This window comes from Martinezella paranaensis (assembly GCF_014200235.1).
Taxonomy (GTDB): domain Bacteria; phylum Pseudomonadota; class Alphaproteobacteria; order Rhizobiales; family Rhizobiaceae; genus Rhizobium; species Rhizobium paranaense.
This window is the reverse complement of record NZ_JACHBI010000001.1, coordinates 214,915-240,909: the sequence shown is the minus strand read 5'-3', so window position 1 is coordinate 240,909 and position 25,995 is coordinate 214,915. Positions and strand designations below refer to the sequence as shown.

The 25,995-nt window shown below is 60.8% G+C and carries 23 protein-coding genes; 9 read left to right on the top strand and 14 right to left on the bottom strand.

Going from position 1 to position 25,995, the window contains the following annotated elements; genetic code table 11:
- Window positions 1–9: 9 nt before the first annotated feature.
- The gene (locus tag GGD50_RS01135) at window positions 10–2,319 is read right to left on the bottom strand and encodes a Tex family protein (protein ID WP_107107194.1); all 2,310 of its coding nucleotides are present in this window, start codon (window positions 2,317–2,319) and stop codon (window positions 10–12) included.
- Window positions 2,320–2,568: 249 nt separating this feature from the next.
- On the opposite strand from GGD50_RS01135, the gene purD reads away from it, so the two are divergent.
- From purD to GGD50_RS01120, 3 genes are all read left to right on the top strand, one after another.
- On the top strand, window positions 2,569–3,840 hold the full coding sequence (purD, locus tag GGD50_RS01130; RefSeq protein WP_107107193.1) for a phosphoribosylamine--glycine ligase: 1,272 nt from the start codon (window positions 2,569–2,571) through the stop codon (window positions 3,838–3,840).
- 120 nt (window positions 3,841–3,960) lie between these two features.
- Window positions 3,961–4,389: a plant virulence effector HPE1-like domain-containing protein gene (locus tag GGD50_RS01125; RefSeq protein WP_107107192.1), complete on the top strand. Its 429-nt coding sequence runs from the start codon at window positions 3,961–3,963 to the stop codon at window positions 4,387–4,389.
- Window positions 4,390–4,778: 389 nt separating this feature from the next.
- Window positions 4,779–6,593: a methyl-accepting chemotaxis protein gene (locus GGD50_RS01120; protein ID WP_107107191.1), complete on the top strand. Its 1,815-nt coding sequence runs from the start codon at window positions 4,779–4,781 to the stop codon at window positions 6,591–6,593.
- Between the two features lie 77 nt (window positions 6,594–6,670).
- On the opposite strand, the gene GGD50_RS01115 is transcribed toward GGD50_RS01120, so the two are convergent.
- From GGD50_RS01115 to GGD50_RS01075, 9 genes are all read right to left on the bottom strand, one after another.
- Entirely contained in the window at window positions 6,671–7,165 is a 495-nt protein-coding gene (locus GGD50_RS01115; RefSeq protein WP_107107190.1) for a 2-thiouracil desulfurase family protein, read from the bottom strand.
- A gap of 12 nt (window positions 7,166–7,177) precedes the next feature.
- Window positions 7,178–9,292 carry a glycine--tRNA ligase subunit beta gene (gene glyS / locus GGD50_RS01110; protein WP_107107189.1) on the bottom strand — a complete coding sequence of 705 codons (2,115 nt, stop codon included), beginning with the start codon at window positions 9,290–9,292 and terminating at the stop codon, window positions 7,178–7,180.
- A 1-nt stretch (window position 9,293) separates the two neighbouring features.
- Window positions 9,294–9,749: an endonuclease domain-containing protein gene (locus GGD50_RS01105; protein WP_245407417.1), complete on the bottom strand. Its 456-nt coding sequence runs from the start codon at window positions 9,747–9,749 to the stop codon at window positions 9,294–9,296.
- A 179-nt stretch (window positions 9,750–9,928) separates the two neighbouring features.
- Window positions 9,929–11,866 carry a DUF2207 domain-containing protein gene (locus GGD50_RS01100; RefSeq protein ID WP_107107188.1) on the bottom strand — a complete coding sequence of 646 codons (1,938 nt, stop codon included), beginning with the start codon at window positions 11,864–11,866 and terminating at the stop codon, window positions 9,929–9,931.
- 81 nt (window positions 11,867–11,947) lie between these two features.
- Window positions 11,948–13,204, bottom strand: a complete 1,257-nt coding sequence (locus tag GGD50_RS01095) for a 3-phosphoshikimate 1-carboxyvinyltransferase (RefSeq protein WP_107107187.1) — start codon at window positions 13,202–13,204, stop codon at window positions 11,948–11,950.
- An 87-nt stretch (window positions 13,205–13,291) separates the two neighbouring features.
- Window positions 13,292–13,843, bottom strand: coding sequence for a LemA family protein (locus tag GGD50_RS01090; protein WP_107107250.1), 552 nt, complete (start codon window positions 13,841–13,843; stop codon window positions 13,292–13,294).
- A 107-nt stretch (window positions 13,844–13,950) separates the two neighbouring features.
- Window positions 13,951–14,910: a glycine--tRNA ligase subunit alpha gene (locus GGD50_RS01085; protein WP_107107186.1), complete on the bottom strand. Its 960-nt coding sequence runs from the start codon at window positions 14,908–14,910 to the stop codon at window positions 13,951–13,953.
- 125 nt (window positions 14,911–15,035) lie between these two features.
- Entirely contained in the window at window positions 15,036–15,227 is a 192-nt protein-coding gene (locus GGD50_RS01080) for a hypothetical protein (protein WP_104822173.1), read from the bottom strand.
- A 16-nt stretch (window positions 15,228–15,243) separates the two neighbouring features.
- A complete protein-coding gene (locus GGD50_RS01075) occupies window positions 15,244–16,104 on the bottom strand; it encodes a S49 family peptidase (RefSeq protein ID WP_107107185.1) in 861 nt (286 codons plus the stop codon).
- A gap of 336 nt (window positions 16,105–16,440) precedes the next feature.
- On the opposite strand from GGD50_RS01075, the gene gltS reads away from it, so the two are divergent.
- Together gltS and GGD50_RS01065 are read left to right on the top strand one after the other, a co-directional pair.
- Window positions 16,441–17,607: a sodium/glutamate symporter gene (gltS, locus tag GGD50_RS01070; RefSeq protein WP_107107184.1), complete on the top strand. Its 1,167-nt coding sequence runs from the start codon at window positions 16,441–16,443 to the stop codon at window positions 17,605–17,607.
- Between the two features lie 338 nt (window positions 17,608–17,945).
- The gene (locus GGD50_RS01065; RefSeq protein ID WP_107107183.1) at window positions 17,946–19,292 is read left to right on the top strand and encodes an Nramp family divalent metal transporter; all 1,347 of its coding nucleotides are present in this window, start codon (window positions 17,946–17,948) and stop codon (window positions 19,290–19,292) included.
- 48 nt (window positions 19,293–19,340) lie between these two features.
- On the opposite strand, the gene GGD50_RS01060 is transcribed toward GGD50_RS01065, so the two are convergent.
- Both GGD50_RS01060 and GGD50_RS01055 read right to left on the bottom strand, forming a co-directional pair.
- Window positions 19,341–20,117, bottom strand: a complete 777-nt coding sequence (locus tag GGD50_RS01060; protein ID WP_107107182.1) for a tRNA1(Val) (adenine(37)-N6)-methyltransferase — start codon at window positions 20,115–20,117, stop codon at window positions 19,341–19,343.
- A gap of 8 nt (window positions 20,118–20,125) precedes the next feature.
- Entirely contained in the window at window positions 20,126–20,356 is a 231-nt protein-coding gene (locus tag GGD50_RS01055) for a putative signal transducing protein (protein WP_028750583.1), read from the bottom strand.
- A 108-nt stretch (window positions 20,357–20,464) separates the two neighbouring features.
- Here GGD50_RS01055 and GGD50_RS01050 point away from each other — a divergent pair, with 108 nt between their 5' ends.
- From GGD50_RS01050 to moaB, 4 genes are all read left to right on the top strand, one after another.
- Window positions 20,465–21,481 carry a polyprenyl synthetase family protein gene (locus GGD50_RS01050; protein ID WP_028750582.1) on the top strand — a complete coding sequence of 339 codons (1,017 nt, stop codon included), beginning with the start codon at window positions 20,465–20,467 and terminating at the stop codon, window positions 21,479–21,481.
- A gap of 123 nt (window positions 21,482–21,604) precedes the next feature.
- Window positions 21,605–23,464 (top strand): tetratricopeptide repeat protein, encoded by a 1,860-nt coding sequence (locus GGD50_RS01045; RefSeq protein ID WP_107107181.1) that lies wholly within the window; start codon window positions 21,605–21,607, stop codon window positions 23,462–23,464.
- A gap of 8 nt (window positions 23,465–23,472) precedes the next feature.
- The gene (locus tag GGD50_RS01040) at window positions 23,473–24,384 is read left to right on the top strand and encodes a 4-(cytidine 5'-diphospho)-2-C-methyl-D-erythritol kinase (RefSeq protein ID WP_107107180.1); all 912 of its coding nucleotides are present in this window, start codon (window positions 23,473–23,475) and stop codon (window positions 24,382–24,384) included.
- Complete coding sequence (gene moaB, locus GGD50_RS01035) at window positions 24,384–24,938, top strand: molybdenum cofactor biosynthesis protein B (RefSeq protein WP_107107179.1); 555 nt, start codon at window positions 24,384–24,386, stop codon at window positions 24,936–24,938. Before GGD50_RS01040 ends, moaB begins: the two co-directional genes overlap by 1 nt.
- A gap of 38 nt (window positions 24,939–24,976) precedes the next feature.
- Here moaB and GGD50_RS01030 read toward each other — a convergent pair whose 3' ends face one another.
- Together GGD50_RS01030 and GGD50_RS01025 are read right to left on the bottom strand one after the other, a co-directional pair.
- A complete protein-coding gene (locus GGD50_RS01030; protein WP_107107178.1) occupies window positions 24,977–25,291 on the bottom strand; it encodes a hypothetical protein in 315 nt (104 codons plus the stop codon).
- Between the two features lie 180 nt (window positions 25,292–25,471).
- Window positions 25,472–25,990: a glycosyltransferase family protein gene (locus GGD50_RS01025; RefSeq protein WP_107107177.1), complete on the bottom strand. Its 519-nt coding sequence runs from the start codon at window positions 25,988–25,990 to the stop codon at window positions 25,472–25,474.
- Window positions 25,991–25,995 lie beyond the last annotated feature (5 nt).

Genomic DNA, 25,995 nt, shown 5'->3' with positions numbered 1-25,995 from the left:
GCTAAGTCCTTATTTTCGTTTGAGCGCGTCCGCCAGAGCGGCGCCGAAGCTGCCCTGCTGCTCCGGTTTCGGACCACTGTCACGCCTACCGCCTGCGTTGTGCCCGCTATTTTTTTCGCGTGACTGCTGCCCAGGCGTTGCTGCCACGGCGCTGACATCCTTGCGCATGGAGAGGCCGATTCGTTTGCGTTTGACGTCTACCTCCACAACTTTCACTTTCACGACGTCGCCGGCCTTGACCACTTCATGCGGGTCCTTCACGAAGCGGTCGGCGAGCTGCGAGACGTGGACAAGGCCGTCTTGGTGGACGCCGATATCGACGAAGGCGCCGAAGGCAGCGACGTTGGTCACCGTGCCCTCCAGCAGCATGCCGGGCTTGAGATCGCCGATCTCGTTAACCCCTTCGGCAAAGGTCGCGGTCTTGAAGCTCGGGCGCGGATCGCGGCCGGGTTTTTCGAGTTCGGCAAGGATGTCGCGCACTGTCGGCAGGCCGAATTTTTCGTCGATGAACTGGCGCGGATCGACCGCCTTCAGCACGGCGGCATCACCCATCAGGCTGCGCAGATCACGGCCGCAGGCGGCCACGATCCGCTTGGCCACGCCATAGGCTTCCGGATGCACCGATGAGGCGTCGAGCGGCTCCTTGCCATCGGGAATGCGCAGGAAGCCGGCACATTGTTCGAAGGTGCGCTGGCCGAGGCGCGCGACCTTCAGGAGGTCGCGGCGGGTCTCGAAGCGTCCCTCCCCGTCGCGATGCTTAACGATCGCGTCGGCAATCGACGGGCCGAGACCGGAGACGCGCGCAAGCAGCGGCGCCGATGCCGTGTTGAGATCGACACCGACCGCGTTCACCGCATCTTCCACGACCGCATCGAGCGAGCGTGACAGCTTCTGCTGATCGACATCGTGCTGATACTGGCCGACGCCGATCGACTTCGGCTCGATCTTCACGAGTTCCGCCAGCGGATCCTGCAGGCGACGGGCAATGGAGACGGCGCCGCGCAGCGACACGTCGAGACCAGGGAATTCCAGCGCGGCCGTTTCCGAGGCGGAATAGACGGATGCGCCTGCCTCCGAAACAATCACCTTAGTCGGTTTCGGTGCCGGCAGGTCGGCGAGCATATCGGCCACCAGTTTCTCCGTCTCGCGGCTGCCCGTGCCGTTGCCGATGGAAATCAGCTCGACCTTGTGCTTGCGTACGAGTGCAGCCAACGTCGCCTGCGTGCCGCGCACGTCGTTTTTCGGCGGGAAGGGATAGACCGTCGTCGTCTCCAGCAACTTGCCCGTGCCGTCGACTACGGCAACCTTGACGCCGGTGCGGATGCCCGGATCGAGACCCATGGTCGCGCGCGATCCCGCCGGTGCCGCGAGCAAAAGATCCTTCAGATTGCGGGCGAAGACGTGGATGGCCTCCTCTTCGGCGCGTTCGCGCAGCTCTCGCATCAGGTCGAGCGACAGCGACATGGAAAGCTTGACCCGCCAGGTCCAACTCGCGACATCCATCAACCAGCGGTCACCGGGTTTGCTCGTGCCGATCTCGTAAGCCGACACAATCATCCGCTCGACCGGCTTGTTCGGCGAGACGGCATCGACGTCGACCTCGATGGTCAGGGTCAGCACTTCCTCATTCCAGCCGCGCAGCATGGCAAGCGCGCGATGGCCGGGAGCGGTTGCCCAGCGCTCCTGATGTTCGAAATAGTCGGCGAATTTCGCGCCCGCCTCCTGCTTGCCGTCGACGACCCTGGCCTTCAGCACCGCATTCGTTTTCATATAGGTGCGCAGCTTGCCGAGCAGATCGGCATTTTCGGCAATGCCTTCGGCGATGATATCGCGCGCGCCTTCGAGCGCCGTCTTCACATCGGGCACGTCGGCGGTGATGAAACCCTCGGCAAGGACGGCCGGCTCCTTGGAGCGATCGGCAAGGATGGTATCGGCAAGCGGGCCGAGGCCGCGCTCCCTGGCGATTTCGGCGCGGGTGCGACGCTTCGGCTTGTAGGGCAGATAAAGATCTTCCAGCTCTGCCTTGGTGGCGACCACGGCGATCTTGCGCATCAGCTCGTCGGTCATCTTGCCCTGGCCGGTAATCGACTCGACGATCGCCGCACGGCGGGCCTCCAGCTCGCGCAGATAGACGAGGCGCTCCGCCAGCGTGCGCAACTGACCGTCGTCGAGACCGCCGGTCACTTCCTTGCGGTAGCGGGCGATGAATGGCACCGTCGCGCCTTCGTCGAGAAGCTCGATCGCGGCCTTGGCCTGATCCGCACGCGAATTGATCTCAGTGGCGATGGTTGCGGCAAGGGAGCGAATATCGGCGGCCATATGATTCTCTGAACTTGATAGAAGTGCGGGGACCATAGTGCCACAAAAAGGCGTGGCAATGTTGTAGCCTGGGCCTCCACAGGATTTGCCGCTTGACCTTTGGTCCAACGGCCCTTAACCGCGCAAGTGGACCTAAGAGCAGTTCCAGGAAAAGTGTGAAGCGGTTTTTCGTCCGGAATGCGGAAAACAAATGGATAGAGCGGGAAAGCGATTCCGTGAAACGCTGACCACTCTACAGAAGGGCAAGCCATGAAAGTTCTGTTGATCGGATCGGGCGGACGCGAGCATGCGCTGGCCTGGAAGCTGGCGCAATCGCCGCTGATGACGGAATTCTACGCCGCGCCCGGCAATCCCGGCATTGCCGAACATGCGACGCTTGCCGCCATCGATATCGAAGACCACGGCGCGATCGTTGTCTTCTGCAAAGAAAAGGCCATCGACTTCGTCGTCGTCGGCCCGGAAGCGCCGCTGGTCGCCGGGCTCGCCGATCGCTTGCGCGCCGAGGGCATCGCCGTGTTCGGGCCATCGGCTGCAGCCGCGCAGTTGGAAGGCTCCAAAGGGTTCACCAAGGATATCTGCGCTCGCTACGATATCCCGACCGGCGCCTATCAGCGTTTCAACAATGCGCCGAAAGCGAAAGCCTATATTCGCGCGCAGGGCGCCCCGATCGTCGTCAAGGCCGATGGGCTTGCCGCCGGTAAGGGTGTTACCGTCGCCATGACGGTCGAGGAGGCACTCGCCGCTGTCGATGATTGCTTCGAAGGTGCATTTGGCGCGGCCGGCGCCGAAGTCGTGATCGAAGCCTATCTCGATGGCGAAGAGGCGAGCTTCTTCTGCCTTTGCGACGGCAAGCATGCGCTGCCTCTCGCCACCGCCCAGGACCACAAGCGCGTCGGCGACGGCGATACCGGCCCGAACACCGGCGGCATGGGCGCTTATTCCCCAGCTCCGGTCATGACCACAGAGATGGTCGAGCGCACGATGAAGGAAATCATCGAGCCAACAATCCGCGGCATGGCGGAAAGCGGCCATCCCTTCTCGGGCGTCTTCTTCGCCGGGCTGATGATCACCGCCAAGGGACCGGAATTGATCGAATACAATGTCCGCTTCGGTGATCCGGAATGCCAGGTGCTGATGATGCGGCTGAAGAGCGACCTGCTGCCGCTGCTTCTTGCCTGCACCAACGGCACGCTGGATCAGGTCAGTGCCGAGTGGAGCGACGACGTGGCGCTGACTGTGGTCATGGCCTCGAAAGGCTATCCCGGCTCCTATGCAAAGAATACGCCGATATCAGCCCTGCCCGCCGACAGCGACGGCGCCAAGGTGTTTCATGCCGGCACAGCGCTGCAGGATGGCGCGCTGGTCGCGACCGGCGGGCGGGTGCTGAATGTCACCGCGACCGGCAAGACCGTCGGCGAGGCGCAAAAGCGTGCCTATGCCCTTGCTGCCGAGGTGCAATGGCCGAATGGCTTTAACCGCACCGATATCGGCTGGCGCGCAATCGGACGCGAAAAGATTTGAAGTAAAAACCGCTCGTCTGTCCCGATTTCTGCGGTTCCGCTAAACTTTTAGCAAATCTTCTGACGGGATGGAAACAAAGGAACACTAATCTCTCCATCATGTAAGACGGAGTGGTTTTTTATGCGTCTCTTGTTCCTGACTTTGGCATCTGTGCTGGCCGCCGGCTCGGCCATGGCGTCGTCGATCCAGCCCATCGACAGCAAGACGGAAACTGACGGCGACAGCATCATCCAGCAGGTTTGCACGGATTGCCCGGCGCTTAAGCCGCAAACGGTCAAAAAGGATTATGTGGTGCCGGACCTGACGCCGGGCACACAGTCCATCGTCGTGCGCGATATCGATGGCCAGAAGAAGGTGGTGCGCACCGAAGCCTGGATGGGCGGCTCGCCGGTCGTCTTCATCTCCAAGCCGACGCCCGAGGCTCTCCAAGCTGCCGGCATTTCGAACGACGGCATCGACCTCACAGCAAAAACGGCTGCCCTGCCCGAATCCGCCAAGACGAAGGCACCCGTGCCGCTCGATGTCTCCGGCTTTGAACTTCGCCAGTAACAATAGCCGTTCGACCCTGTTCCCTGCCCCGCCCGGCCAAAGTTTCGGTCGACGGGGTCTGCCGCGAGGCGGACCAATGCGCCCCTGAAGAGAAGCAGGGGCGCATTCGTTTTGTATAGCAAAGCATAAAACTTTGCCGCCAATTCTGGATAAACTTGAAAGCCAGTTAGTATTATTTATTGCGATGCAACTAAGCGCTTGATTAAATCCGCTTAAATTCTGATCGCGCGGTTTGATTAAAACTTTCTTAGACATAAAGCGCGACTTTGCTTGCACCGGACAGCAGCATGTCATTTCGAGCAGCGGCAAGCGTATTGGGGGTCTCCCAGGCGATCGCACAGGCGGTAGAATACCGCGCCGGTATTCACCGTACCCTGTTGCGAGGCATTATGAAGAATCTCAAGATCGCCCATCAACTCTTCGCGCTTCTGGGCGTGCTTATGGCCGCTTTTGCCGTGGCGACCTATTTCCAGATCCGGTCGCAGGCAGACTCCATCTATGACGACCGTTTCGACATGCTCCGCACGCAGGTCGAGTCCGGTATTTCGGTGCTGAATCAATATTATCAGCGCGAAAAATCCGGTGAGATGACGCATGAGGCCGCCCAGGCCGAGGCCTTCAAGATCCTCTCGCATGTCAGCTTCCAGCCGTCGGGCTATCTCTTCGGCTTTGACTACAGCGCCATTATGCGCATTCATCCGAACCCGGCCAATGTCGGCAAGGACATGTCCGGCCAGGTCGACAAGAACGGCACACATTTCAGCAAGGAAATGGTCGAAAAGGGCATCAAGGGCGGCGGCCGTACAGTCTACTACTGGGGCAAGCCCGGCCATCCCGACGGCGAGCTTTTCCTGAAGGGCAGCTATTCACTAGCCTTTGAACCCTGGCAGATCGTTCTCGGCTGCGGCGTCTACCTGGACGACCTCGAGGTCCAGATTCGCGCAACCATGTGGAATGCGCTGCTGATCTGCGGCATCGTCTTCCTGGTCGGCATCGGTTCTGCCCTCTATTTCATCCGTGGCATCACCAAGCCGCTCGCCGACGTCCATACCGCCCTCAAGGCGGTGGCCGATGATGACGTGAAGATCGTCATTCCGCATGCCGATATGCGTAACGAAATCGGCCTGATGGCCAAGGCCACCCTGGCGCTGCAGGAGAAGGTCCGCGAACGCCATGCGCTGGCGGATCGTCAGGCCGCACAAGAGCTGGAAATCAGCAATGAGCGCGAACAGAACCTTCGCCAGCAGCAAGACGAAGCGCATGAGCAGGCGCGTGTCGTTTCCACCATCGGCCGGGCGCTCGAAGCGCTGGCCGCGGGCGATCTGACCGTACGCTGCGGCGATATCGGCATCGGCTATGCCGGCCTGCGCAACAACTTCAACGAGGCGCTGTCGCATCTGGAAGCCGCCATGGGCCGGGTCAATGCCAAGGGCAATGACATCGGCGTTTCCAAGGAAGAGATCCGCCGCGCCTCCAACGAGCTGTCGCAGCGCACCGAACGCCAGGCCGCAAGCCTCGAGGAAACCTCGGCGGCGCTGGACGAATTGACCGTCGCCGTGCGCCAGACCGCCGAAGGCGCCCATGAGGCCAGCAAGCGCGTGCATGCCGTCTCGACCGAAGCCTCGCGCAGCGACGCCGTCGTCGCCCAGGCGATCGATGCGATGAGCGGCATCGAAAAGTCATCGGAAGAGATCAGCAAGATCATCGGCGTCATCGACGAGATCGCCTTCCAGACCAACCTTCTGGCGCTGAATGCCGGCGTCGAGGCCGCGCGTGCCGGCGAATCCGGCAAGGGTTTTGCCGTCGTTGCCCAGGAAGTGCGCGAACTGGCGCAGCGTTCTGCCGCCGCCGCCAAGGAGATCAAGGACCAGATCGCCCGCTCCTCCGGCCAGGTCGACCAGGGTGTCCGCCTTGTCGGCGAGGCCGGCGAAGCGCTGAAGCGCATCTCCGACCAGATCAAGGCGGCCAACGAGATCGTCTCGAAGATCGCCCACAGCGCCTCCGAACAGGATACGACGCTGCGCTCGATCTCGTCTTCGATGAACCAGCTCGACGCCGCCACGCAGCAGAACGCCGCCATGGCCGAAGAGACGACGGCATCGGCCGAAACGCTCGCTGCCGACACCGAAGATCTGCTCGGGCTCATCCGCGGCTTCCGCGTCAATGACGGCCGTCCGGCCACACAGAACCGCCGCGCCGCTTAAGGCGGCAAGACAACGGTTATCTCAAACCGCCGGGCGCAAACCCGGCGGTTTTTCTTTGTTGGCTATGAATGGTTGCCTCAGTCGGCCGTCGCCAGCCGCTCGACCAGCCTGTCGATCTCGCTGTCAGAATAGACTTCGATGCCCGCCTGCTTCAGCAGAGCCGCCGTGACGCCATGACCCGCATGCCGGTCGCCGGAGAATGCGCCATCATAGATGAAGCCCGAACCGCAGGATGGGCTTCCGTCGATCAGTAAAGCGTAGCGACAGCCGGTTTCCCGCGCGAGCGCCAGTGCATTTTCGGCGGCCTGGAGAAATCCCTGCGTGACATCGCCGCCGGTGATCTCCATCACGCTTGCGCGGCCGGCAAGCACGTCCTCGCCGGTGGCGCCATCGGCAATTTCGGCCGGCGGTCGCGGTACCACCATGCCAGCGGACATTTCCGGACAGATCGTCACCAGCCTGCCCTCCTCGCGCCAGCGATCGATGGCCGGATGGAGAAGCGGCTTGGAACGGCCGTCATAGCGGACGGCATGGCCCATGAGACAGGCGCTGACGAGAATTTTTCCAGTCATCGCGCCCTCGCCTTACCCCGCGATCTTCGAGAAGTCCGCGACCGTTCCCGTCGCCTCGCGGATCAGCCGCAACAGCGCCAGACGATTGGCGCGGATGGCGGCGTCTTCATCGTTGACGAGCACGTCTTCGAAGAAGCGGTCAACAGGCGCGCGCAGCTTGGAAAGTGCTGCCATGGCCGAGCGGAAATCTTCCTTGGCGATCGCATCGGAAGCCTCGGCGGAGGCTTTGGTGATGGCGGCAAAGAGGTCCTTTTCCGCATCGAGCTTCAAGAGGTTTTCGGAGACGCCATCGGCAACGACGGTGCCCTTCTTCTCCTCGGCAGCGAGAAGCTGCGTGGCGCGCTTGGTGCCTGCAAGCAGGTTCTTGCCGTCTTCCGAGGTGATAAAAGCGGTGAGCGCTTCGACACGGCGAGCGACCATCAGGAGGTCGTCGGCTTCCGGCGTCAGCACGGAGTCAATGAGGTCGTAACGAGCGCCCTGATCGCGGAGATAGACCTTGAGGCGATCGTGGAAGAAGGCGAGGAGATCGACGTCCTTTGTCGTCGCCAGAAGCGGTAGGCGTACCTTGCGTTCCAGCAAAATCCTCACCACGCCCAAAGCCGCGCGGCGCAGCGCAAACGGGTCCTTCGAACCCGTCGGCTTTTCATCGATCGCCCAGAAGCCGATTAGCGTGTCCAGCTTGTCGGCGAGAGCGACCGTGATCGCCACCTTATCCTCCGGCACGCGATCGGATGGGCCCTGCGGCTTGTAGTGGTCTTCGATCGCAGCAGCGACGGACGCGTCTTCGCCCTGCAGCGCTGCATATTTGCGGCCCATGAGGCCCTGAAGCTCGGGGAATTCGCCAACGGCTTCGGTGCGCAGATCGGCCTTGGCGAGGATCGCGGCGCGATCGACCTTGGCCGGATCGGCGCCGGTAATTTTCGCAAGCTCGGATGCCAACGCACGAATGCGGGCAACACGTTCGCCCTGGCTGCCGAGTTTGGCATGGAAGGTGACGTTCAGCGCGTCGAGCTTCGCCATGCGCTGGTCGAGCGGCTTTTTCAGATCGAGGCCGAATTTGACCGCGGAGGCTTCCAGCGTTTCGAGATCCGGCAGGTCACCCTGGTCGCGCTTCCAGAAATGCAGTGCGTCGGAAAGGCGGGCGCGCACGACCTTGCCATTGCCGTGGATGATCTCCTTGCCGCCATCCGTCGCCTGGATATTGGAGACGAGGATGAAACGGTTGGACAGCGTCTCGCCGACCTGCGGTCGGGTGACGAAGCACTTCTGGTTGGTCTTGATCGTGAGACGGATGATTTCTGAGGGGATCGACAGGTAATCCTCCTCGAAGGAGCCCATCAGCACCTGCGGCCATTCCACGAGGCCGGAAACCTCTTCCAGCAGGCCCTCGTCCTCGACAAGCTCCAGGCCATTGGCAAAGGCGACATCACGGGCATCGTGCAGAATGATGTCCTTGCGGCGCTCGGCATCGAGAATGACCTTCGCCTTCTCCAGGCTGGAGACGTAGTCATCGAAACGCTTGACGGTGATCGCCTGCGGCGCATGGAAACGGTGGCCGTAGGTCACATTCGAAGCGATGATACCGTCGATCTCGAAGGGGATGACTGCGGTTTCTTCATGCTCGGTGCCGAAGAGACAGACGATCGACTGCAGCGGGCGCACCCAGCGCAGCGAGCCGGGCTTGGCCGACGCCTTGCCCCAGCGCATCGACTTCGGCCAGGGGAAATCGCGGATGATACCGGGCATGACGTCGGCGACGATCTCCTCGGCGGCGCGGCCGGGCTTGGAAATGACCGCAACGTAGAAATCGCCCTTCTTCGGGTCGCTACTTACCTGCGCTTCCGAAATGGAAGACAGGCCGGCGCCGCGCAGAAAGCCCTCGATCGCCTTTTCATTGGCATCCGTGCGCGGTCCCTTGCGCTCCTCGCGCACATCAGCCGAGCGCGCCGTCAGGCCGCGAATGTCAAGCGTCAGCCGCCGCGGCGTCCAATATTCGCGCGCACCCTCATAGGACAAACCCGCTTCGACCAGCGCGTCGGTGACGAGCTTCTTCAGGTCGCCGGCAGCCTTGCGCTGCATACGGGCAGGAATTTCCTCGGAGCGGAGTTCGAGAAGGAGATCGGGCATGTCAAGGTTCCTCACCCTCCCCTTGAGAGAGAGGGTCGGCACGGCGTGCCGGAGTGGGGTGAAAATGGTCGGCCTCTGCTAGCAAAATTTGTCGCTGCTGCACAATGGCAAATATCGTGTCCAGAACAGCCTCGATCTCATCCATGACTTCAGCATTCCAGAATCGGATGACATGATAGCCTTGGCTTTCAAGATATGCCGTTCGCTGAGCATCATAACGTCTTGCCGCATCTTCTGCATGCTGGCTGCCGTCAAGCTCGATAATCAAACCTATCTGATGACAGGCGAAATCAGCAAAATAACGCCCAATTGGAACCTGCCGCCGAAAATGCGTGCCTTCAATGGGGATGCGCCACAAATGCTTCCAGAGCTTGGTTTCCGCATCAGTCGAACCTGCGCGCAAGCACCGGCTATTGGCAACTTTAAAGCGATCCAGTTTGGAGGGCTTTTTGGGCACGGGATCTCCGATCTGCTGAAATACCGAAACTAATACATCGCGACAGACACCCTCCCCTTGAGGGGGAGGGTCGGCCGCAGGCCGGGGTGGGGTGATCGCGGCTAGCTCCGCAGCCAAGCAATTGTCACCCCCACCCGCCGCTTCGCGGCGACCTCCCCCCTCAAGGGGGAGGTGATCAACTACCACCCACCCCCGCCTCCGCCGCCTCCACCGCCGCCGGAGGAGCCGCCGCCATCGCCGCCGCCCGAAAAGGCTGAGGACGAGCTGGAGACCGGCGCGGGAATGGTGGAGGCGATGGTGGATGCCATGGAGGAGGAAAAATCGCCGATCGTGCCGCCGATATTGCCTGGATGGAAATCACCGGAATACCAGGCCGGCGCATAGGCGGCCGCGGCCGCACCCGCAGCGGTGGCGAGCCAGGTCTCGAAGGCGCTCGACCAAGGCTTTTCGACGCCGAGCGCGACCGCATAGGGCAACAGCTTTTCGAAATGCTGCGGCGACATCTGCGGCGCGCCCTGCATGTTCATCCGGTCGCGTTCGGCAAGCGTCAGATATTGCCGTAGCCCCGCGATGCCATCCATCATCTTGCGCCCGAGCGGCGTCGGCGCCCCCATCAGGAAAAAGAAGACGACGTTGAGCGCGAAAATGCCGACGATGCCGGCGAGCAGAGGCAGTTCACCCGCCTCCCACAAGGGGACGACGGCGGCAGCCAAGCCGCCGACCGCAGCCGAGACGAACAGAAAGCCAAAGAAAGCTGCGATCAGAACGGAAAGAATTCGCCGTCCAAGACCGGCATCATGACGGCGAAACCTGCGGCCGATCGTGCCGGCAAAGATCGTCACCACAATCGACAGGAAGCCGGGCACGATGATGAGAGGCAGCGCATTCTCGTGCAAGCGACCGAAAATCACGATCGCAGCAAGGATGAGGACCGACAAGGCAATGCCGGCAATCACGTAGAGCGCATTAGCTTTGTAATATTCGCCGCGATGATCGCGCTCGATGGCGCTGCGGAATGTCGAGCCAAGCTGCTTTACCGCCTCGCCATTCGCCTTGTCGATGACAAGCGGGGAAAATGGGCCGACGGCCTGCATGAGCACTTTGTCGCCGCCGCTGAGATCGCTGCCTGCCTTGCCGGTCGGGCGAATGACCACCTTTTCCTTCAGATTGTCGAGAATAACATAGCCGTGCACAGCAAGATCGATCGCCGTCGCCGACAGCGCCGTCCAGCCCGCACCGGAAAAACCTCTGTTGTCGATGTAGTTGACCAACGCCGGCGAAATACCGTCCGGCGGGTCCCAGCGCGGGACCATCACACCGCGTGGGGGATCACGGCCGACGGCGATCCAACTGCGGAGATAGTAGGCGAATACCAATATCAAACCGCCGATGGCGATGATCGCGTCTATATGATCGGTTATGAACCAATGCCATTGTTGGCTGCTGCTCGGCGCCGCAATCGCGTCCTTCGGCAGCCTGATGGCGATCGTCAAACCTTCGGCCGGGGCCAAGGGCCGCGTGGTGACGAACATGACCTTGTCCGCCTGCGCGCTGGCGCTCGCGTCCTGGCCGGTCGCGCCGATCGGCCCGGTATAATAGGCAAGCTGTTGCGGCTTCACGCCGTCCGGCAGCGTAGCGGTGGCCGAGACGTGAAGGATCGGAAATTGCCAGCCATTACCGGTGACGTTCCAATAGAGCTCGTCGTGATCGTCAAAATAGCGGATCTGGCGATCGGTGGTGTAGACGATGCGGTAGACGTGCTGGCCACGGTTTATGATCCGATCGGCATTTCCGATATAAATGCGTTCCCCGCCCTCGATCTGCTCCTTGTGCCAATCTTCCGGCTGTCCATCGCGTTCGACAGAGACAACATTAAAATCCACCTGCGCCTGGCGGCCCGCAGAATCGACAAAAGTCAGCGGAAAATCCCGGAATATGCCGCGACGGATGGCGCGGCCTTCCGCGTTCACCGTAATTGTCTCGGTGACACGCATTGAGCCGTCGCGATCGAGAATAATCGCCTGATCGAAAGCGTTGATGACTTCGGCGGCTGACGCGATCGATGCGGAAAACAGCAGGAGCAAGGCGATAGAGAGTCCGGAAAGCCAACGCGTCATCACAGCTCCTGCGATCCGACGGCACCCCATTCAGGATGCCGCACATGCCGATATATTTACGCGCCTCCCGTTGGGGCGGCATCAGTCGTCGCAGGCAACTCCCAGTGACGCAAGGACGTTCCAATAGGCCGGGAAGGTCTTGGCGACGCAATCGGGGTCGAGAATGGTGATGCCGTCGATCTTCAGCCCGGCCAGCGCAAAGCTCATGGCGATGCGGTGATCGGCGAAGCTGTCGATCTCGGCCGGCAGCGTCTTGCCGGCAAGGCTCGGGTCGGAGGCGACAATCAGATCGTCGCCTTCCTCGGTGCCGAGGCCGGGAACGATGCGCGACAGGCCGCTCGACAGCGCCCGGACGCGATCGCACTCCTTGACCCGGAGATTGGCGATGCCGACGAAACGCACCGGCGTTTCGTTGAAAGCGGCAAGGACAGCGAGCGTCGGAATGGCGTCCTGCATCTGCGATCCGTCGATGACGGCGGGGAGATGCGGAAACTGCGAGATCATGTCATAGGCGCGGGCGTCCGGCTGCGAGAATTCGCTCGCCGGCGTGCCGAGATCGATCTTCCCGCCGGACAGCACTTCCGCCGCCCAGAGATAGGTCGCGGCCGATGCATCCGGCTCGATATGGAAATCGGCTGCGTGATAGCCAGTCGGCTGAACCCGCCAGGCAACGGCGCTGACGCGCTCCACCTTGGCGCCGAAGGCACGCATGGCGGCAACCGTCAGATCGATATAGCCGAGAGCGCCGATATGTTCGCCAAGCAGCACGACATCGACCGGGCGATCGCCGCCGGCCGCCATCATCAGCAGCGCCGAGACATACTGGCTGGAGAGGCCGCCATCGATCTCAACCCGGCTCGCCTCGAAACGGCCCGTGCCGTTGACGGTCACGGGCGGGCAGCCGGTCTCGGCCGAGGCATCAATGCCCAGGGAGCGCAGGGCGTCAACCAGCGGGCCGATCGGCCGCTTGCGCATATGTGCATCGCCATCGACCACGACCTTCCCGTCAACCAGAGCAGCGGCGGCGGTCAGGAAGCGGGTCGCGGTGCCGGCATTGCCGAGAAACAGCGGCGCGGCCGGCGACTTGAGTTTGCCATCGCCGGTGACGATGAACGTGGTGTCGTCGGGCTCGTCGATCGCAACGCCCATGGCCCGCAGCGCTTCGGCCATATAACGCGTATCGTCGCTCTTCAGCGCACCCGTCAGCCGGCTGGTTCCCTTGGCGAGGCCGGCGAGCAGCAGCGCGCGGTTGGTGATCGACTTCGACCCCGGCGGCATGGCGCGTCCGATAAGCGGCTTGCCGGGGGGGATAATCGTGAGTTTGGCTCTACCCATCATCAATCTCTTTGGTCAGTCCAGAAAGCGGCCAATGGCCTGCGGTCGGCTTCCTTTACCGCCTGGAATGCAAAACCGATAGAAGGAATCTTAGAACTTGACCGATGGAACAGCACGGTCCGTCTCGTTGGTGATTTCGAAGAAGGCGCGCTTGGTGAAACCGAAAGGGCCGGCGAGCAGATTGTTGGGAAAGCTCTCGACCTTGACGTTGAGATCGCGGGCTGCACCGTTGTAGTAGCGCCGCGACATCTGGATCTCGTTTTCCGTCGTTTCCAGGGATTGCTGCAACTCGACGAAGCCGACATTGGCCTTGAGGTCAGGATAGGCTTCGGAGACAACCATCAGGCGACCGAGCGCCTGCCCGAGCACACCTTCGGCAACAGCGCGGCCGGCAACATCCCCTGCAGGCACTGCCTGAGCTCTGCTGCGTGCCTCGACAACTTCCCTCAACGTCTGGTTCTCATGGCCGGCATAGCCTTTGACCGTCTCGACCAGATTCGGAATGAGATCAGCGCGGCGCTTGAGCTGCACATCGATGCCGGACCAAGCCTCCTCGGCCACCTGACGCGCGCGAACGAGGCCGTTATAGGTGAGGACGGCGTAAAGCGCGATCAGAACGATGATCGCCAAAATAATATACATCGCGAACCCCGTGGCAAATGCAACCACGAGGCACATTATGTGGCTTGACGGGCGTTGTCATCCGCTTTTCGCCGCCAGGCCAATACCTTAGAGATTAGGAATGTGCCTTAAGCCGCCTGCTTGCCCCAGTTCGCACCACCGGCATCCGTGAGCAGGAATGCCTCGCCACAGGCTTTCGCCAGCGTGCGGACGCGCAGGATATAGCTCTGGCGTTCGGTGACCGAGATCACGCCGCGCGCATCGAGCAGATTGAAGACGTGGCTGGCCTTGATGCACTGATCGTAGGCTGGAAAGACGCATTTGTGCAGGAGCTGATTGGCATTGTCGCCCGGCGCGCCGGCGGCAAGCAGCGCTTGGCATTCCCGTTCGGCATCGATGAAATGGCGATGCAGCATTTCCGTGTTGGCATATTCGAAATTATGCCGCGAATATTCCTGCTCTGCCTGCAGGAAGACATCGCCATAGGTGATCTTCTCGTCGCCTTCGAGACCGTTGAAATTCAGGTCGTAGACGCTGTCGACGCCCTGGACATAGGTTGCCAGACGTTCGAGACCGTAGGTCAATTCGCCAGCAACCGGCGCGCACTCGATGCCGCAAATCTGCTGGAAATAGGTGAACTGCGACACTTCCATGCCGTCGCACCAGCATTCCCAGCCAAGCCCCCAGGCACCAAGCGTCGGGCTTTCCCAATCGTCCTCGACGAAGCGGATGTCATGCAGAAGTGGGTCGAGGCCGATGGCCGCGAGAGAGCCGAGATAGAGCTCCTGCAGGTTCGGCGGGTTCGGCTTCAGGATGACCTGATATTGATAATAATGCTGCATACGGTTCGGGTTTTCGCCGTAACGACCGTCGGACGGACGGCGCGAGGGCTGCACATAGGCAGCCTTCCACGGCTTCGGTCCAAGCGCGCGCAAGGTCGTCGCCGGATGGAACGTGCCGGCGCCAACTTCCATGTCGTAGGGCTGCAGAACCGCACAACCTTTGTCGGCCCAGTAATTGTGCAGCGTCAGGATCAACGCCTGAAACGAGCGCTTCGGATTCATGTTATCGGGCGGGGTCGCGGTCATGGAGATTGATTTCTTCGGGTAATGGATTGTTTGGCGGACAGGTGCCACGGCAGAACGGAAGGGTCAAGGCTTTCAAGCGCAAACTGTCATAGTCACCTTTTCGTATTTCCACGATCTATCGGAGGCTACTCATCCTCCCGCTTCACCCTATACTCCCCTGTCTTCGGGTCTTTCACCAGTGTGCCGATGGCGCCCGTGCGCCGTTCGCTTTCGGCGCGGCGTGATTTCTCGGTGAGTTTTCGGGCGTCGCGCAGGAAGCGTCGATAGAGAAGCCAAATACCGCCGACAGCAACGATGAAGAAGATGATCTGCGGCATCACGCAGCGCTCCCGATTACAATCCGTACCGCCCCCACAATGCCTTTTCCTCTGCCACCTCTGCAAGTCCGGAGGCGAGGCCGGCGCCGATGCCGTCCATGCCCGAAAGGGAAATGCCGGGTGCGCGGCGGCCGAAGAGGCTACGTGGCGTGGTGACCAGCTCGAGCTTGATCTTGTCGCCGTAACGCTTCTTGAGTTCCTGGCGCATATCGCCGAGCCCGTCGATCAGGCCGAGTTCGAGACCACGCCCGCCGGTCCAGAAGAGGCCGGAGAACACGACCTCGTCCGCCGCCAGTTTACCCGCCCGACGCTCACGCACCATATCGATGAAGACCTTGTGGATCTCGACCTGCAGGCTCTTCAGATATTCGATGTCCTTTTCCTTCTCCGGCTGGAACGGATCGAGGATCACCTTGTTTTCGCCGGCAGTATAGACCCGGCGCTCGACCCCGAGCTTCTTCAAAAGCTCCGGAAAACCGAAGCCGCCGGAGACGACGCCGATGGAACCGACGATGGAGGTGGCATCGGCAATGATCTCATCGCCGGCGAGCGCGATCATGTAGCCGCCGGATGCCGCTACATCCTCGACGAACACCAGCACCTTCTTCTCTTTCTCGCGGGCAAGATCGCGGATGCGGTTATAGATCATCCGCGATTGCACCGGCGATCCGCCGGGCGAATTGATGACGACCGCGACTGCCGGGGCAGCCTTCATGCTGAAGGCCTTTTCCAGCGCTTGCGAGACGCCCGCAAGATTGAGCGACTGCCGGAGAGGACCGCCGCCGGAGGCGATGACACCGCTCAGCCGGACAACGGGAATGATCGCCTTTTCCTTGCGAAACCGCTTCGGAAGCATGCGCCTAAAAAATCCAGCCATTCGTCGTCCCTGATTCATGATGTTTGCTGCGTGTGATGTATGCACGGAAACGGCAAACGCAACATCCAGCATCGCATTTCGCGCCCGGATTCCTCGAGCCGGCATACATTTTCATCGATATGAAGAGGGGATGGGGTGACGGGAGGACTGCCTTTTGCCGTAAACACGGCACCCGGGAAAAACATTTCTCCGCGTCCATCAGGATTGGGCCGCCGCTCTCCCTCTGCTCCCAGCAGATCGGATCACCCGAGGCTCTTTCCGCTCGTCTATTCGTCTGGCGCATGCCAAAGTGACGGACTGAGGCGGGTTCGGCTGCAACCAAGGTGAAGGTGGTCCATGTCGGCAATACAGGTCCCAGGACTGCTATCGCTTACCATTGCGATCCTCGTGTTTTTCATTGGTGCAAACCTCAACCGTTTCATTCCCCTCCTTGTTCGGTGGAGCATACCCAAAGCGGTGACAGGTGGCCTGCTTGCCGCCCTGATAACGCTGATCGCGTACGAATACTTCGGTTTGGACTACTTCTTCACCGGGGTCGGCCTTAACGCCAGGCTCTCCGACCTCATGGCTGGAGGCAAGCCGTTTCTTATCTTGTTGGCTGTCACGCTTGTATTTCTCGTCATCCAGAACGCAATCGCCATCGGCGTCAGCGACATGCTCGGCCTCCCCGATGGCGTGGCAATCTTACTTGGCTCCACGTCGCTAATCGGCGGTCACGGCACAACGATTGCCTGGGCACCGATTATCACCGGACGTTTCGGACTGACGAATGCGCTTGAAATCGGTATTGCGAGCGCAACGCTTGGCCTTGTCATCGCCAGCCTCATCGGCGGACCAATTGCGCAATACCTGATCAAACGCCATGGCTTGAGCGGCCCCGCCACCGAAGAGTTGGTGATCGGTGTATCGCGTGCTGCAGTCAGCAGCCATGAAGATGATGTCAGCTATGTCAGCCTGCTGCGAGCCTTGCTGGTAACCAATATCGCTATTCTCACCGGGTACGCCTTGCATGAGATCATCGTGGAGGCTGGCATCAATCTTCCATTGTTCGTCGTCTGCTTGCTGGTCGCGATTGTGATGACGAATACCGTTCCGCTGCTCGCACCGCGCCTCCCTTGGCCGACACGCACGCGAGCGCTTTCGCTCATCTCCGATCTCTCGTTGAACATCTTTCTCGCAATGTCGCTGATGAGCATGCAATTGTGGGCCCTCAGCGGGCTTGGCGCCGCGCTTCTGATCGTCCTCGTCGTGCAGACTGTTGCGGTTGTCGTTTATGTCCTGTTCGTCGTTTTCCCCGCGATGGGGCGGACATATGATGCGGCGGTGATTTCCGCAGGCTTTTTTGGTATCTCGCTTGGAGCGACCCCGACGGCAATCGCCAATATGACGGCGGTAACCAAAACTCATGGGGCCGCAACCATCGCATTCATCATTCTGCCGCTCGTCTCTGCGTTCTTCATCGATCTGGCAAACGCAGCAGCGCTTGGGTTCCTTGTTCGGTAATTGGTCCTGTTCAGCGGCGTCCAAGAACGGCGATGTCCTGAGATGGAATGAAGCCGAGATTGTCTATCGAGAAAGCCCATCGCCACTAAAGCTCGTCGCGATCTTTCAGATTCGCTCCCGCGCTTTAGCTCCTTGTTTGTGCATGTCGTGTTCGCAAAACCGCCGCACACTTTTGCGCGACATGCATTAGAGGTCGCAGATATCCGCCGTTATTGCAGATTGCAGGAATGCCACAGCCGATGCGAACGAGAGCGGGAACGGCTTTTCTTGTTGCGAATGAATTGCATTATCATTCTAAACCGCTAACTTCTCGCGGTATTGAAGCCTGCGGAAGCCCCATGGATCTTATGAAACCCAAGCCCGATGCCGGCTGGCGCCATGACCGAGAAGAAGCCACTCTTTCCGATGTCTATCGCTCGGTCGAAACCGCAAAGGGCGGTTCGGTGCTGCGTCGCGTCGCTGCCTTCGCAGGTCCGGGCTATCTTGTCGCGGTCGGCTATATGGACCCCGGCAACTGGGCGACCTCGCTCGCCGGCGGATCGAAATTCGGCTATGCGCTGCTAACCGTTGCATTGTTGTCCAACATTATGGCCGTGGTGCTGCAGGCGCTTTGCGCGCGCCTCGCGATCGCCACCGGCCGCGATCTGGCCCAGGCCTGCCGGGACGCCTTTCCGAGCTTCGTCTCCGTGCCACTGTGGGCGATGGCGGAGATCGCCATTATCGCGACGGATATCGCAGAAGTCGTCGGCACCGCCATTGGCTTAAATCTCGTTTTCGGCCTGCCGCTCGAACTCGGCGTGCTGGTGACCGCCTTCGACGTGTTCCTCATTCTTTTCCTGCAGCGGCTGGGCTTTCGCTGGGTAGAGGCGCTGATCATCACCCTGCTCGGTGTGATCGCCTTCTGTTTCGGCATCCAGGTCTTCCTTGCCGATCCAAATTGGGGCGACGTCATCAAAGGCTTTTTCCCGACGACTGAGATCGTCAGGAATCCGGACATGCTCTATCTGGCGCTCGGCATCCTTGGCGCGACGGTCATGCCGCACAATCTCTATCTGCATTCCGGCATCGTGCAGACGCGCGCCTTCGGCCATACGCTCTCGGAAAAGAAAGAGGCGCTGACCTATGCCACGCTCGATTCGACGATAGCGCTGACCTTCGCTCTGCTCATCAACGCTTCCATCCTCATTCTTGCCGGCGCGGCGTTTCACGCGCATGGCCACACTGATGTCGTGGAACTCGCCCAGGCGGAATCGCTGCTGGCGCCGCTTCTCGGCCTGGCGATTGCGCCGACGCTCTTCGGGATCGCGCTTCTCTGTTGCGGCCTCAACTCAACTGTAACGGCGACGCTTGCCGGGCAGATCGTCATGGAGGGTTTTCTGCGGCTCAAGGTGAAACCTTGGCTGCGCCGCCTAGTGACGCGCGGACTGGCGATCACTCCCGCCGGGGTCGTCACCATATGGTACGGCGATTCCGGTACGGCGGATCTGCTGATCCTGACCCAGGTCGTGCTCAGCCTACAACTTTCTTTCGCTGTCTTCCCGCTGGTCATGTTCACCGCCGACAAGACCAAGATGGGCGCTCTAGTCGCGCCGCGCTGGCTGAGTACCGTCGCCTATATCATCGCCATCGTTATCGCCCTTCTGAACGTCAAGCTGATCTTAGATGCGTTCCAAGGCATACACTGAATTCGGATGATCTTCCTAAAAAGCGCGTCATGCGTTCGGGATGACGCGCTACTTTCGGAAATAGGCAGCGCGACCATTGTTGAGGTCGTCGACGAAGTCGGAGAATTTGTGCGTCCCCTCGCCATGCATGATCAGCGGCGCGCGCAGCGCCAGCCGTGCGCGTGAGCCCTTGATGGCCGTCACCAGGATGCGAACGGCATTTTCACCCTCGCGCGGATGGATGGGCGTGATCTCGATGCCGCCGAAACGGCGGCCGCAGGCTGCAATGATCTCAGCGATCGATTGCGGCCGAGCGATCAACGACAGTTGCCCGCCGGGGATCATGATTGCGCCTGCCGTTCGCACCCAGCTTTCGAACAGGCCGTCGGTCATGGCATGCGCCTGCGCTTTCAATGCATCCGGCGTCAGCCTGTCGCTGGCATCGTTGAACGGCGGGTTCATGATGACATGATGGAAACTGTCATCGACCAGACCGGCGTCATTGCGGGCCTTCGCGGTCAAGGCGACATCGGCCTCGACAACGGCGACACGGCTGGCGAAGCGGGCATTTTCCGAAAGTGCCAGGCTCTTGCGGGCGAACTCGGCCATTTCCGGCGAGCGTTCGAACAATACCACCTCCGCCTGCTCCAGCCGCGAGGCCACCGCCATGCCGGCGGCACCCGCTCCCGCACCGAGATCGGCCACCCTGATGCTACGGTCATCGGCCACAAGAGCAGCAAGCAACATGGCGTCCATGCCGGAGCGATGGCCCCTGCCCTTCGGCTGGACGATATGGAACGCGCCGCGATGGAAGGCGTCGATGGTTTCGGAATGGGTATCGGCCATGGCGGAACTCAGCCGCGCGCCGGGCGCAGCTCGTCGCCGAGACCGGCATCGATCAGAATGCGCCGGGCCTGATCGGCGCGCTCGTCCTCGACCATGAAACGGCGCGGCAGCATGCCGAGAGAACCCTCGAGAATGCTCATGGCTTGATCCGCGACGAAACAATGAATCCCGGCGTCCTTCATCAGACTCTCGGCGAAGGAGAGTAAAACGGGATCGTTTGTGCGGATCAGCTCGTGCATAAGCCTTGGGTTTCCTGTCAAATTTGCGAGACGAGACAAATCGCCTCTTGCCGCCTCTTTCGCCCCTTCTTATTGTGCTTTGCAGAAAATGAACAGGAGTCCGGATCGTTGGGCGTCGTGATACCGCTTGAAGAAAGCAAGAATAAACTGGCCTCCATCAAGCCATTGGTGGACCTGACCAAGGCGGATATGGAACGCGTCAACCAGCTCATCCTGTCGAAAGCCGGCTCCGATGTGCAGATGATCCCGGAAGTTGCCGAGCATTTGATCTCTTCCGGCGGCAAGCGTCTGCGGCCGATGCTGACCATCGCCTCTGCCGCACTCTACGGCTATCAGGGCGACAATCACATCAAGCTCGCGACCTCGGTCGAATTCCTGCACACGGCGACATTGTTGCACGATGACGTGGTGGATGAAAGCGATCTGCGCCGCGGCAAATCCACGGCCCGCATGATCTGGGGCAATCAGGCCAGCGTTCTTGTCGGCGACTTCCTGCTTGGACAGGCTTTCCGGATGATGGTCGAAGTCGGTTCGCTGGATGCGCTCGACGTTCTGTCATCGGCAGCTTGCGTCATCGCCGAGGGCGAAGTGCTGCAGCTTTCCGTCTCCAAGAACATGGAGACCACCGAAGACGATTATCTCTCCGTCATTCGCGCCAAGACGGCTGCGCTTTTCGCCGCCGCCGCCGAAGTCGGCCCGATCGTCGCCAATGCCGGCAAGGCCGAGCGCAATGCGCTGAAGTCCTACGGCACCAATCTCGGCCTCGCCTTCCAACTGGTGGACGACGCGCTGGATTACGGCGGCAAGGCTGCCGATCTCGGCAAGAATGTCGGCGACGACTTCCGCGAGGGCAAAATCACCCTGCCCGTTATTCTCGCCTATCGTCGCGGCACCGAGAAGGAGCGCGCTTTCTGGCGCGACGCCATCGAGACCGGCAACAACAGCGACGAGAACCTGGAAAAGGCGTTGGGTCTGATCACCAAATACGGTGCGCTCACCGACACCATCGCCCGTGCCGTTCACTACGGCACCATCGCCCGCGACGCACTGGCGCCGCTACCGGAAACGCCGTGGAAATCTGCGCTCATGGAAGTGATCGATTTCTGCATCGAACGTGTGAACTGATCACAGCCGCCCGAATTTCTTGCAGGAGCGCTTCAAAAAAGCCATCCTGTTGTGAATCAATTGACACGAACGTTTTGTGCCGCCGGCGCTCTTCCGGCAAATCCCTTGATGAAAGGCTTTCTAATGCGGCAGAGACTTGCCATTCGTTTCCTCTCGGGCGCAGCTCTGGCGGCGGTCCTCTCGATGGGCGCGCTGAACAGCGCGCGCGCAGAGGATGCCCCGGCAACGCCGGAGGCCAGCGCCCTGGTGACCTTCGATGCGGAAGGCGTCGACACCTTCGCAGGCGCCTTCCTTGCCGCCCGGACCGCCGATGTCGACCATGACTATGAAACTGCGATTTCGCTTTATAAAAAGGCGCTGATGATCGAGCCGGGCAACCCGGAGATTCGCCAGCGGCTGATGATCTCATTGCTGCTCAACGGCAATCTCGAAGAGGGCGTGAAATACGCCAACGAGCTGAAGAACGATCCCTCGGTCGAACGCGTCACCACGATCGTGCGTGGCATGGACGCCATCCGCCGGCATGACTACAAGGCCGCGCAGGACATCCTCAAATATGACGGTCCGAACGATCTCGACCGGATGATGGCCGGTCTTCTGCTTGCCTGGGCGCGCGCCGGCTCCAATCATGGCAAGGAAGCAATCGCCATGATCGACAAGATGAAGGGACCGGACTGGTTCAACATCTTCAAGAACTACCATGCCGGCGCCATTGCCATCACCATCGGCGATACGAAGTCTGCCCGCTCGCACCTGAACGACGCCATTCTCGACAAGGCGGGCGGCGCTACGGCCCCAGACACATTCATGCGCGCTGTCATGGCGCTGGCGCGGCTTGAAGCCAAGGCCGGCGACAAGCAGAAGGCTCTGGATGCCGTTTCGGTCGGCGACAACCTGATTAACAATTACGCGCCGCTGAACGCGCTGCGCGACAGCATCAACAAGGGCGAAACGCCGGACCAGCAAGTGACCGACAGCACGCAAGGTGCAGCCTCGGTGCTCTTTACCGTCGGCGCGGCGCTCAACCGCGACGGCGCCGAAGATGTCGTCTCGCTTTACCTGCAGATCGCCAACACGCTCGATCCCAAGAGTGCCGACACGCTGGTTCTGCTGGGTGGACTTGCGGAAAAGCAGGAGCAGATGGATCGTGCCATCTCCTTCTACAAAAAGGTGCCCAACAACTCGCCCATGGCCCGCATCTCCGAGCTGCAGCTCGGCCTTGCGCTTGCCCAGTCCGGCAAGGTCGACGATGCGCGCAAGCATCTGAAGGCGCTGATCGATTCCGACCCGAAGGATATCCGCAGCTATCTCGCCTATGGCAGCGTTCTCTCGGACGCCAAGGACTTTCAGGCCATGGCGGACAATTACGATAAGGCTGCTGAGGTTATCGGCGCCGTGCCGAACCGCGGCGACTGGGCCGTGTTCTTCCAGCGCGGCATCGCCTATGAGCGGCTGAAGCAATGGGACAAGGCAGAGCCGAATTTCAAGAAGGCCTTGGAGCTGAACCCCGACCAGCCGCAGGTCCTGAACTATCTCGGCTATTCCTGGGTCGACATGAACATGAACCTCGACCAGGGCCTGAACATGATCAAGAAGGCCGTCGATCTGAAGCCGGATGACGGCTACATCGTCGACTCGCTCGGCTGGGCCTATTTCCGCCTCAACCGCTTCGACGATGCGGTGAACGAACTGGAGCGTGCCGCACAGTTGAAGGCCGGCGATCCCACGATCAACGACCATCTGGGCGATGCCTATTGGCGCGTCAACCGCAAGCTGGAGGCGGTTTACCAATGGAACCGCGCGCTGGCTTCCAAGCCCGAGGACGCCGATATTCCGAAGATCAAGGAAAAGATCGCCAACGGTCTGCCGGCGCTCGACAACGACCCAAGGACGGTCGACAAGACCAAGCAGCCTGATCCGGCGCCCGCGGTCACTCCATCGCCCAACACGACAACGCCACCACCGGCCGATAAGAAGTCCTAAGACTTTCGATGAGCGTGATCTTAGCGGCTGACGATTTCGACGTCTCGGAGGAAGCACCCGCCAAGATCAACTTGGCACTGCATGTGACGGGCCGGCGGGCCGATGGGTATCATTTGCTCGACATGCTCGTCACGTTTGCGCGGCATGGCGATCGTCTCGGTTTTCGCGCAAGCGCCCGTGATGAATTCAGCCTGTCCGGGCGCTTCTCTCCTCTTCTTGCCGAGGAGGGTGCGGGCGGCAATCTGGTGCTAAAGACGCGCGATCTGCTGCGACAAGCGGCTCATGCGGCGGGTTTCGTGGCGACGCCAGTCCACATCCATCTCGAAAAGAACCTGCCCGTCGCCTCCGGCATCGGCGGCGGCTCGGCGGACGCCGCGGCGACCCTGCGTGGACTGACGCGGCTCTGGGGCCTCTCCCTGCCCGCCGACACGGTGATGGCGATTGCGCTGAAGCTCGGTGCCGATGTGCCGATGTGCCTTGCCAGCCGTCCGCTGATCGCACGCGGCATCGGCGAGGCGATCGAGTTGCTGCCGGATTTTCCGTCCTTCGCCATGGTGCTCGGCAATCCCCTCGTCGGCGTTTCGACGCCCGAGGTGTTTCGCTTGCTTGCCCGAAAGGACAATCCGCCGCTCGCACTTCCCTTGCAGCTAACAAACGGCCGCATGCAATGGATCAAGACCATTGAGGGATTGCGCAACGATCTGGAGCCGCCGGCGCGGGCGCTCTGCAACGAGATCGCCACGCTCTCGCAATTGATCGAAAGCCAAGGAGCGCTCACCATTCGCATGTCCGGCTCCGGTGCCACCTGCTTCGGCCTGTTCGATAATCTTGAGCAGGCGACGGCTGCGGCGGCATCGCTTCACAGCTTGAAGCCGGACTGGTATTTCCAGGCGACGGAAACGATAAAGGGAGACGCATGATGGCCGGTGCAAGCGAAGCAAGATCCTTTATCCCGGTGGGAATCGCGGTGTTGACTGTTTCCGATACGCGCACGCTCGCTGATGACAAATCCGGCGACACGCTGGTTACCCGCATTGCGGAAGCCGGTCACAACTTGATTGCCCGCGCTATTGTTACGGACGACAAGGAGCGTATTCGAAGCCAGGTGGAAGCCTGGACGCGCGATGACGCCATCGACGTCGTCATCACCACCGGCGGCACCGGCTTTACCGGCCGCGATGTGACGCCCGAAGCGCTGGAGCCCTTGTTCGAAAAGCGGATGGACGGGTTTTCCGAGGTGTTCCACCGTATCTCCTACGACAAGATTGGTACGGCGACGATCCAGTCGCGGGCAACCGGCGGCGTCGCCAACGCCACCTTCATCTTCGTGCTGCCGGGCTCTCCGGGCGCCTGCAAGGATGCCTGGGACGGCATTTTGAAGCCGCAGCTCGACTATCGGCATATGCCCTGCAATTTCGTGGAGATCATGCCGCGGCTCGACGAACATCTAAAGCGCGGTGCCGGCTCAAAATAAGCGGCGCTTTGCTGGGGAATATCCCGGCTTTCCAATTCCTATGCCTTCGATCCGGGCAAAGCAGGAATTGATTCCCAATTCTGGCCCGTGAGGATCACGCAGCTTCGGCCGGAGATACTGGTGATCATCATTGTCCAACTGCCGCTTTCGGCGGCGAAGATTTCGATGATATTCTTTGGATCAAGCTGACCAATGGCCGAGAGCTTTTCGGAATAGTGCGCTTCCAGGAAAGCGACAATATCGCCGCGCTCTGCGCATGCAAGCATCGCCTGCGAAGCTGCTGAGTTCGGATAAAGGATTGCCGTTGCCAGAAGGGCCGTTCCGATGAGGCGGTAGAGCATCGTGCGTCCCATGACGCACCTCCTTTCGCCGGAAACCGGCAGAAGAGGAGAGTTCTGCTGACCTGCTCTGCCGCATCCCGGCATCTTCATGGTCGGCCGCCCGACGCGACACGCGAGGCGCGCCGCCACATGAAAATTATGACAGTAATTCCCTTATTTTCAAATGGAATCTGGATTGATCACAAAGCCGCGCTACCGCGCCGCGCGCGCGACCCAGGAGGGAATCAGTTCGCTCGACAGTTGGCGGCTTTTCTGCCCCTTGGCGAATTCGGCGAGCCGCATGCCTGTTTTGGCGGCGGCGATGGCTTGTCGTTTGGAGAGGAGCAAACCCAGTTCCAGAGGCGGCAGACTGCGGCCGATGCGCTGCAGCAAAGGCCGGCGATAGCCGCGCGACGCGGTGAAGCGCGCCGGCACCTTGTTGAGCGAGACATATTCGGCAATCTCATCGATCCAACCGGCCTGCGGGCGGGCACCGGGTTCGACGAAAAGCAGCCATTCGCCGCGCGCCGAACTTAATATGTCTTTGATATCCCATTGCGAATAGAAACGGCAGCCGGCAGCGTCGGCAACATGTGAGGTGCCGTCACGCGAGCCGTGATCAAGCACGACAACATCGCACACGAGCCCCTCGATCGCGCCGGCCACCAATGCCGCCAATGTCTGCGCCAGTTCAGGTTCCTGGTCCTGGCATTCAATGATTACCGTCAACATTGCCC

Excerpts from the sequence above, each read along its gene's own strand:
- GGD50_RS01060 (WP_107107182.1), bottom strand. The coding sequence starts at position 20,117 with ATGGCCGATACCCATTCCGAAACCATCGACGCCTTCCATCGCGGCGCG.
- GGD50_RS01065 (WP_107107183.1), top strand. The coding sequence starts at position 17,946 with ATGGATCTTATGAAACCCAAGCCCGATGCCGGCTGGCGCCATGACCGA.
- GGD50_RS01055 (WP_028750583.1), bottom strand. The coding sequence starts at position 20,356 with ATGCACGAGCTGATCCGCACAAACGATCCCGTTTTACTCTCCTTCGCC.
- glyS (WP_107107189.1), bottom strand. The coding sequence starts at position 9,292 with ATGCCCGATCTCCTTCTCGAACTCCGCTCCGAGGAAATTCCTGCCCGT.
- GGD50_RS01095 (WP_107107187.1), bottom strand. The coding sequence starts at position 13,204 with ATGATGGGTAGAGCCAAACTCACGATTATCCCCCCCGGCAAGCCGCTT.
- GGD50_RS01125 (WP_107107192.1), top strand. The coding sequence starts at position 3,961 with ATGCGTCTCTTGTTCCTGACTTTGGCATCTGTGCTGGCCGCCGGCTCG.
- GGD50_RS01025 (WP_107107177.1), bottom strand. The coding sequence starts at position 25,990 with ATGTTGACGGTAATCATTGAATGCCAGGACCAGGAACCTGAACTGGCG.
- GGD50_RS01100 (WP_107107188.1), bottom strand. The coding sequence starts at position 11,866 with ATGACGCGTTGGCTTTCCGGACTCTCTATCGCCTTGCTCCTGCTGTTT.
- GGD50_RS01090 (WP_107107250.1), bottom strand. The coding sequence starts at position 13,843 with ATGTATATTATTTTGGCGATCATCGTTCTGATCGCGCTTTACGCCGTC.
- purD (WP_107107193.1), top strand. The coding sequence starts at position 2,569 with ATGAAAGTTCTGTTGATCGGATCGGGCGGACGCGAGCATGCGCTGGCC.
- GGD50_RS01120 (WP_107107191.1), top strand. The coding sequence starts at position 4,779 with ATGAAGAATCTCAAGATCGCCCATCAACTCTTCGCGCTTCTGGGCGTG.
- GGD50_RS01030 (WP_107107178.1), bottom strand. The coding sequence starts at position 25,291 with ATGGGACGCACGATGCTCTACCGCCTCATCGGAACGGCCCTTCTGGCA.
- GGD50_RS01045 (WP_107107181.1), top strand. The coding sequence starts at position 21,605 with ATGCGGCAGAGACTTGCCATTCGTTTCCTCTCGGGCGCAGCTCTGGCG.
- GGD50_RS01085 (WP_107107186.1), bottom strand. The coding sequence starts at position 14,910 with ATGACCGCGACCCCGCCCGATAACATGAATCCGAAGCGCTCGTTTCAG.
- GGD50_RS01040 (WP_107107180.1), top strand. The coding sequence starts at position 23,473 with ATGAGCGTGATCTTAGCGGCTGACGATTTCGACGTCTCGGAGGAAGCA.
- GGD50_RS01115 (WP_107107190.1), bottom strand. The coding sequence starts at position 7,165 with ATGACTGGAAAAATTCTCGTCAGCGCCTGTCTCATGGGCCATGCCGTC.
- gltS (WP_107107184.1), top strand. The coding sequence starts at position 16,441 with ATGTCGGCAATACAGGTCCCAGGACTGCTATCGCTTACCATTGCGATC.
- moaB (WP_107107179.1), top strand. The coding sequence starts at position 24,384 with ATGGCCGGTGCAAGCGAAGCAAGATCCTTTATCCCGGTGGGAATCGCG.
- GGD50_RS01075 (WP_107107185.1), bottom strand. The coding sequence starts at position 16,104 with ATGGCTGGATTTTTTAGGCGCATGCTTCCGAAGCGGTTTCGCAAGGAA.
- GGD50_RS01135 (WP_107107194.1), bottom strand. The coding sequence starts at position 2,319 with ATGGCCGCCGATATTCGCTCCCTTGCCGCAACCATCGCCACTGAGATC.
- GGD50_RS01080 (WP_104822173.1), bottom strand. The coding sequence starts at position 15,227 with ATGCCGCAGATCATCTTCTTCATCGTTGCTGTCGGCGGTATTTGGCTT.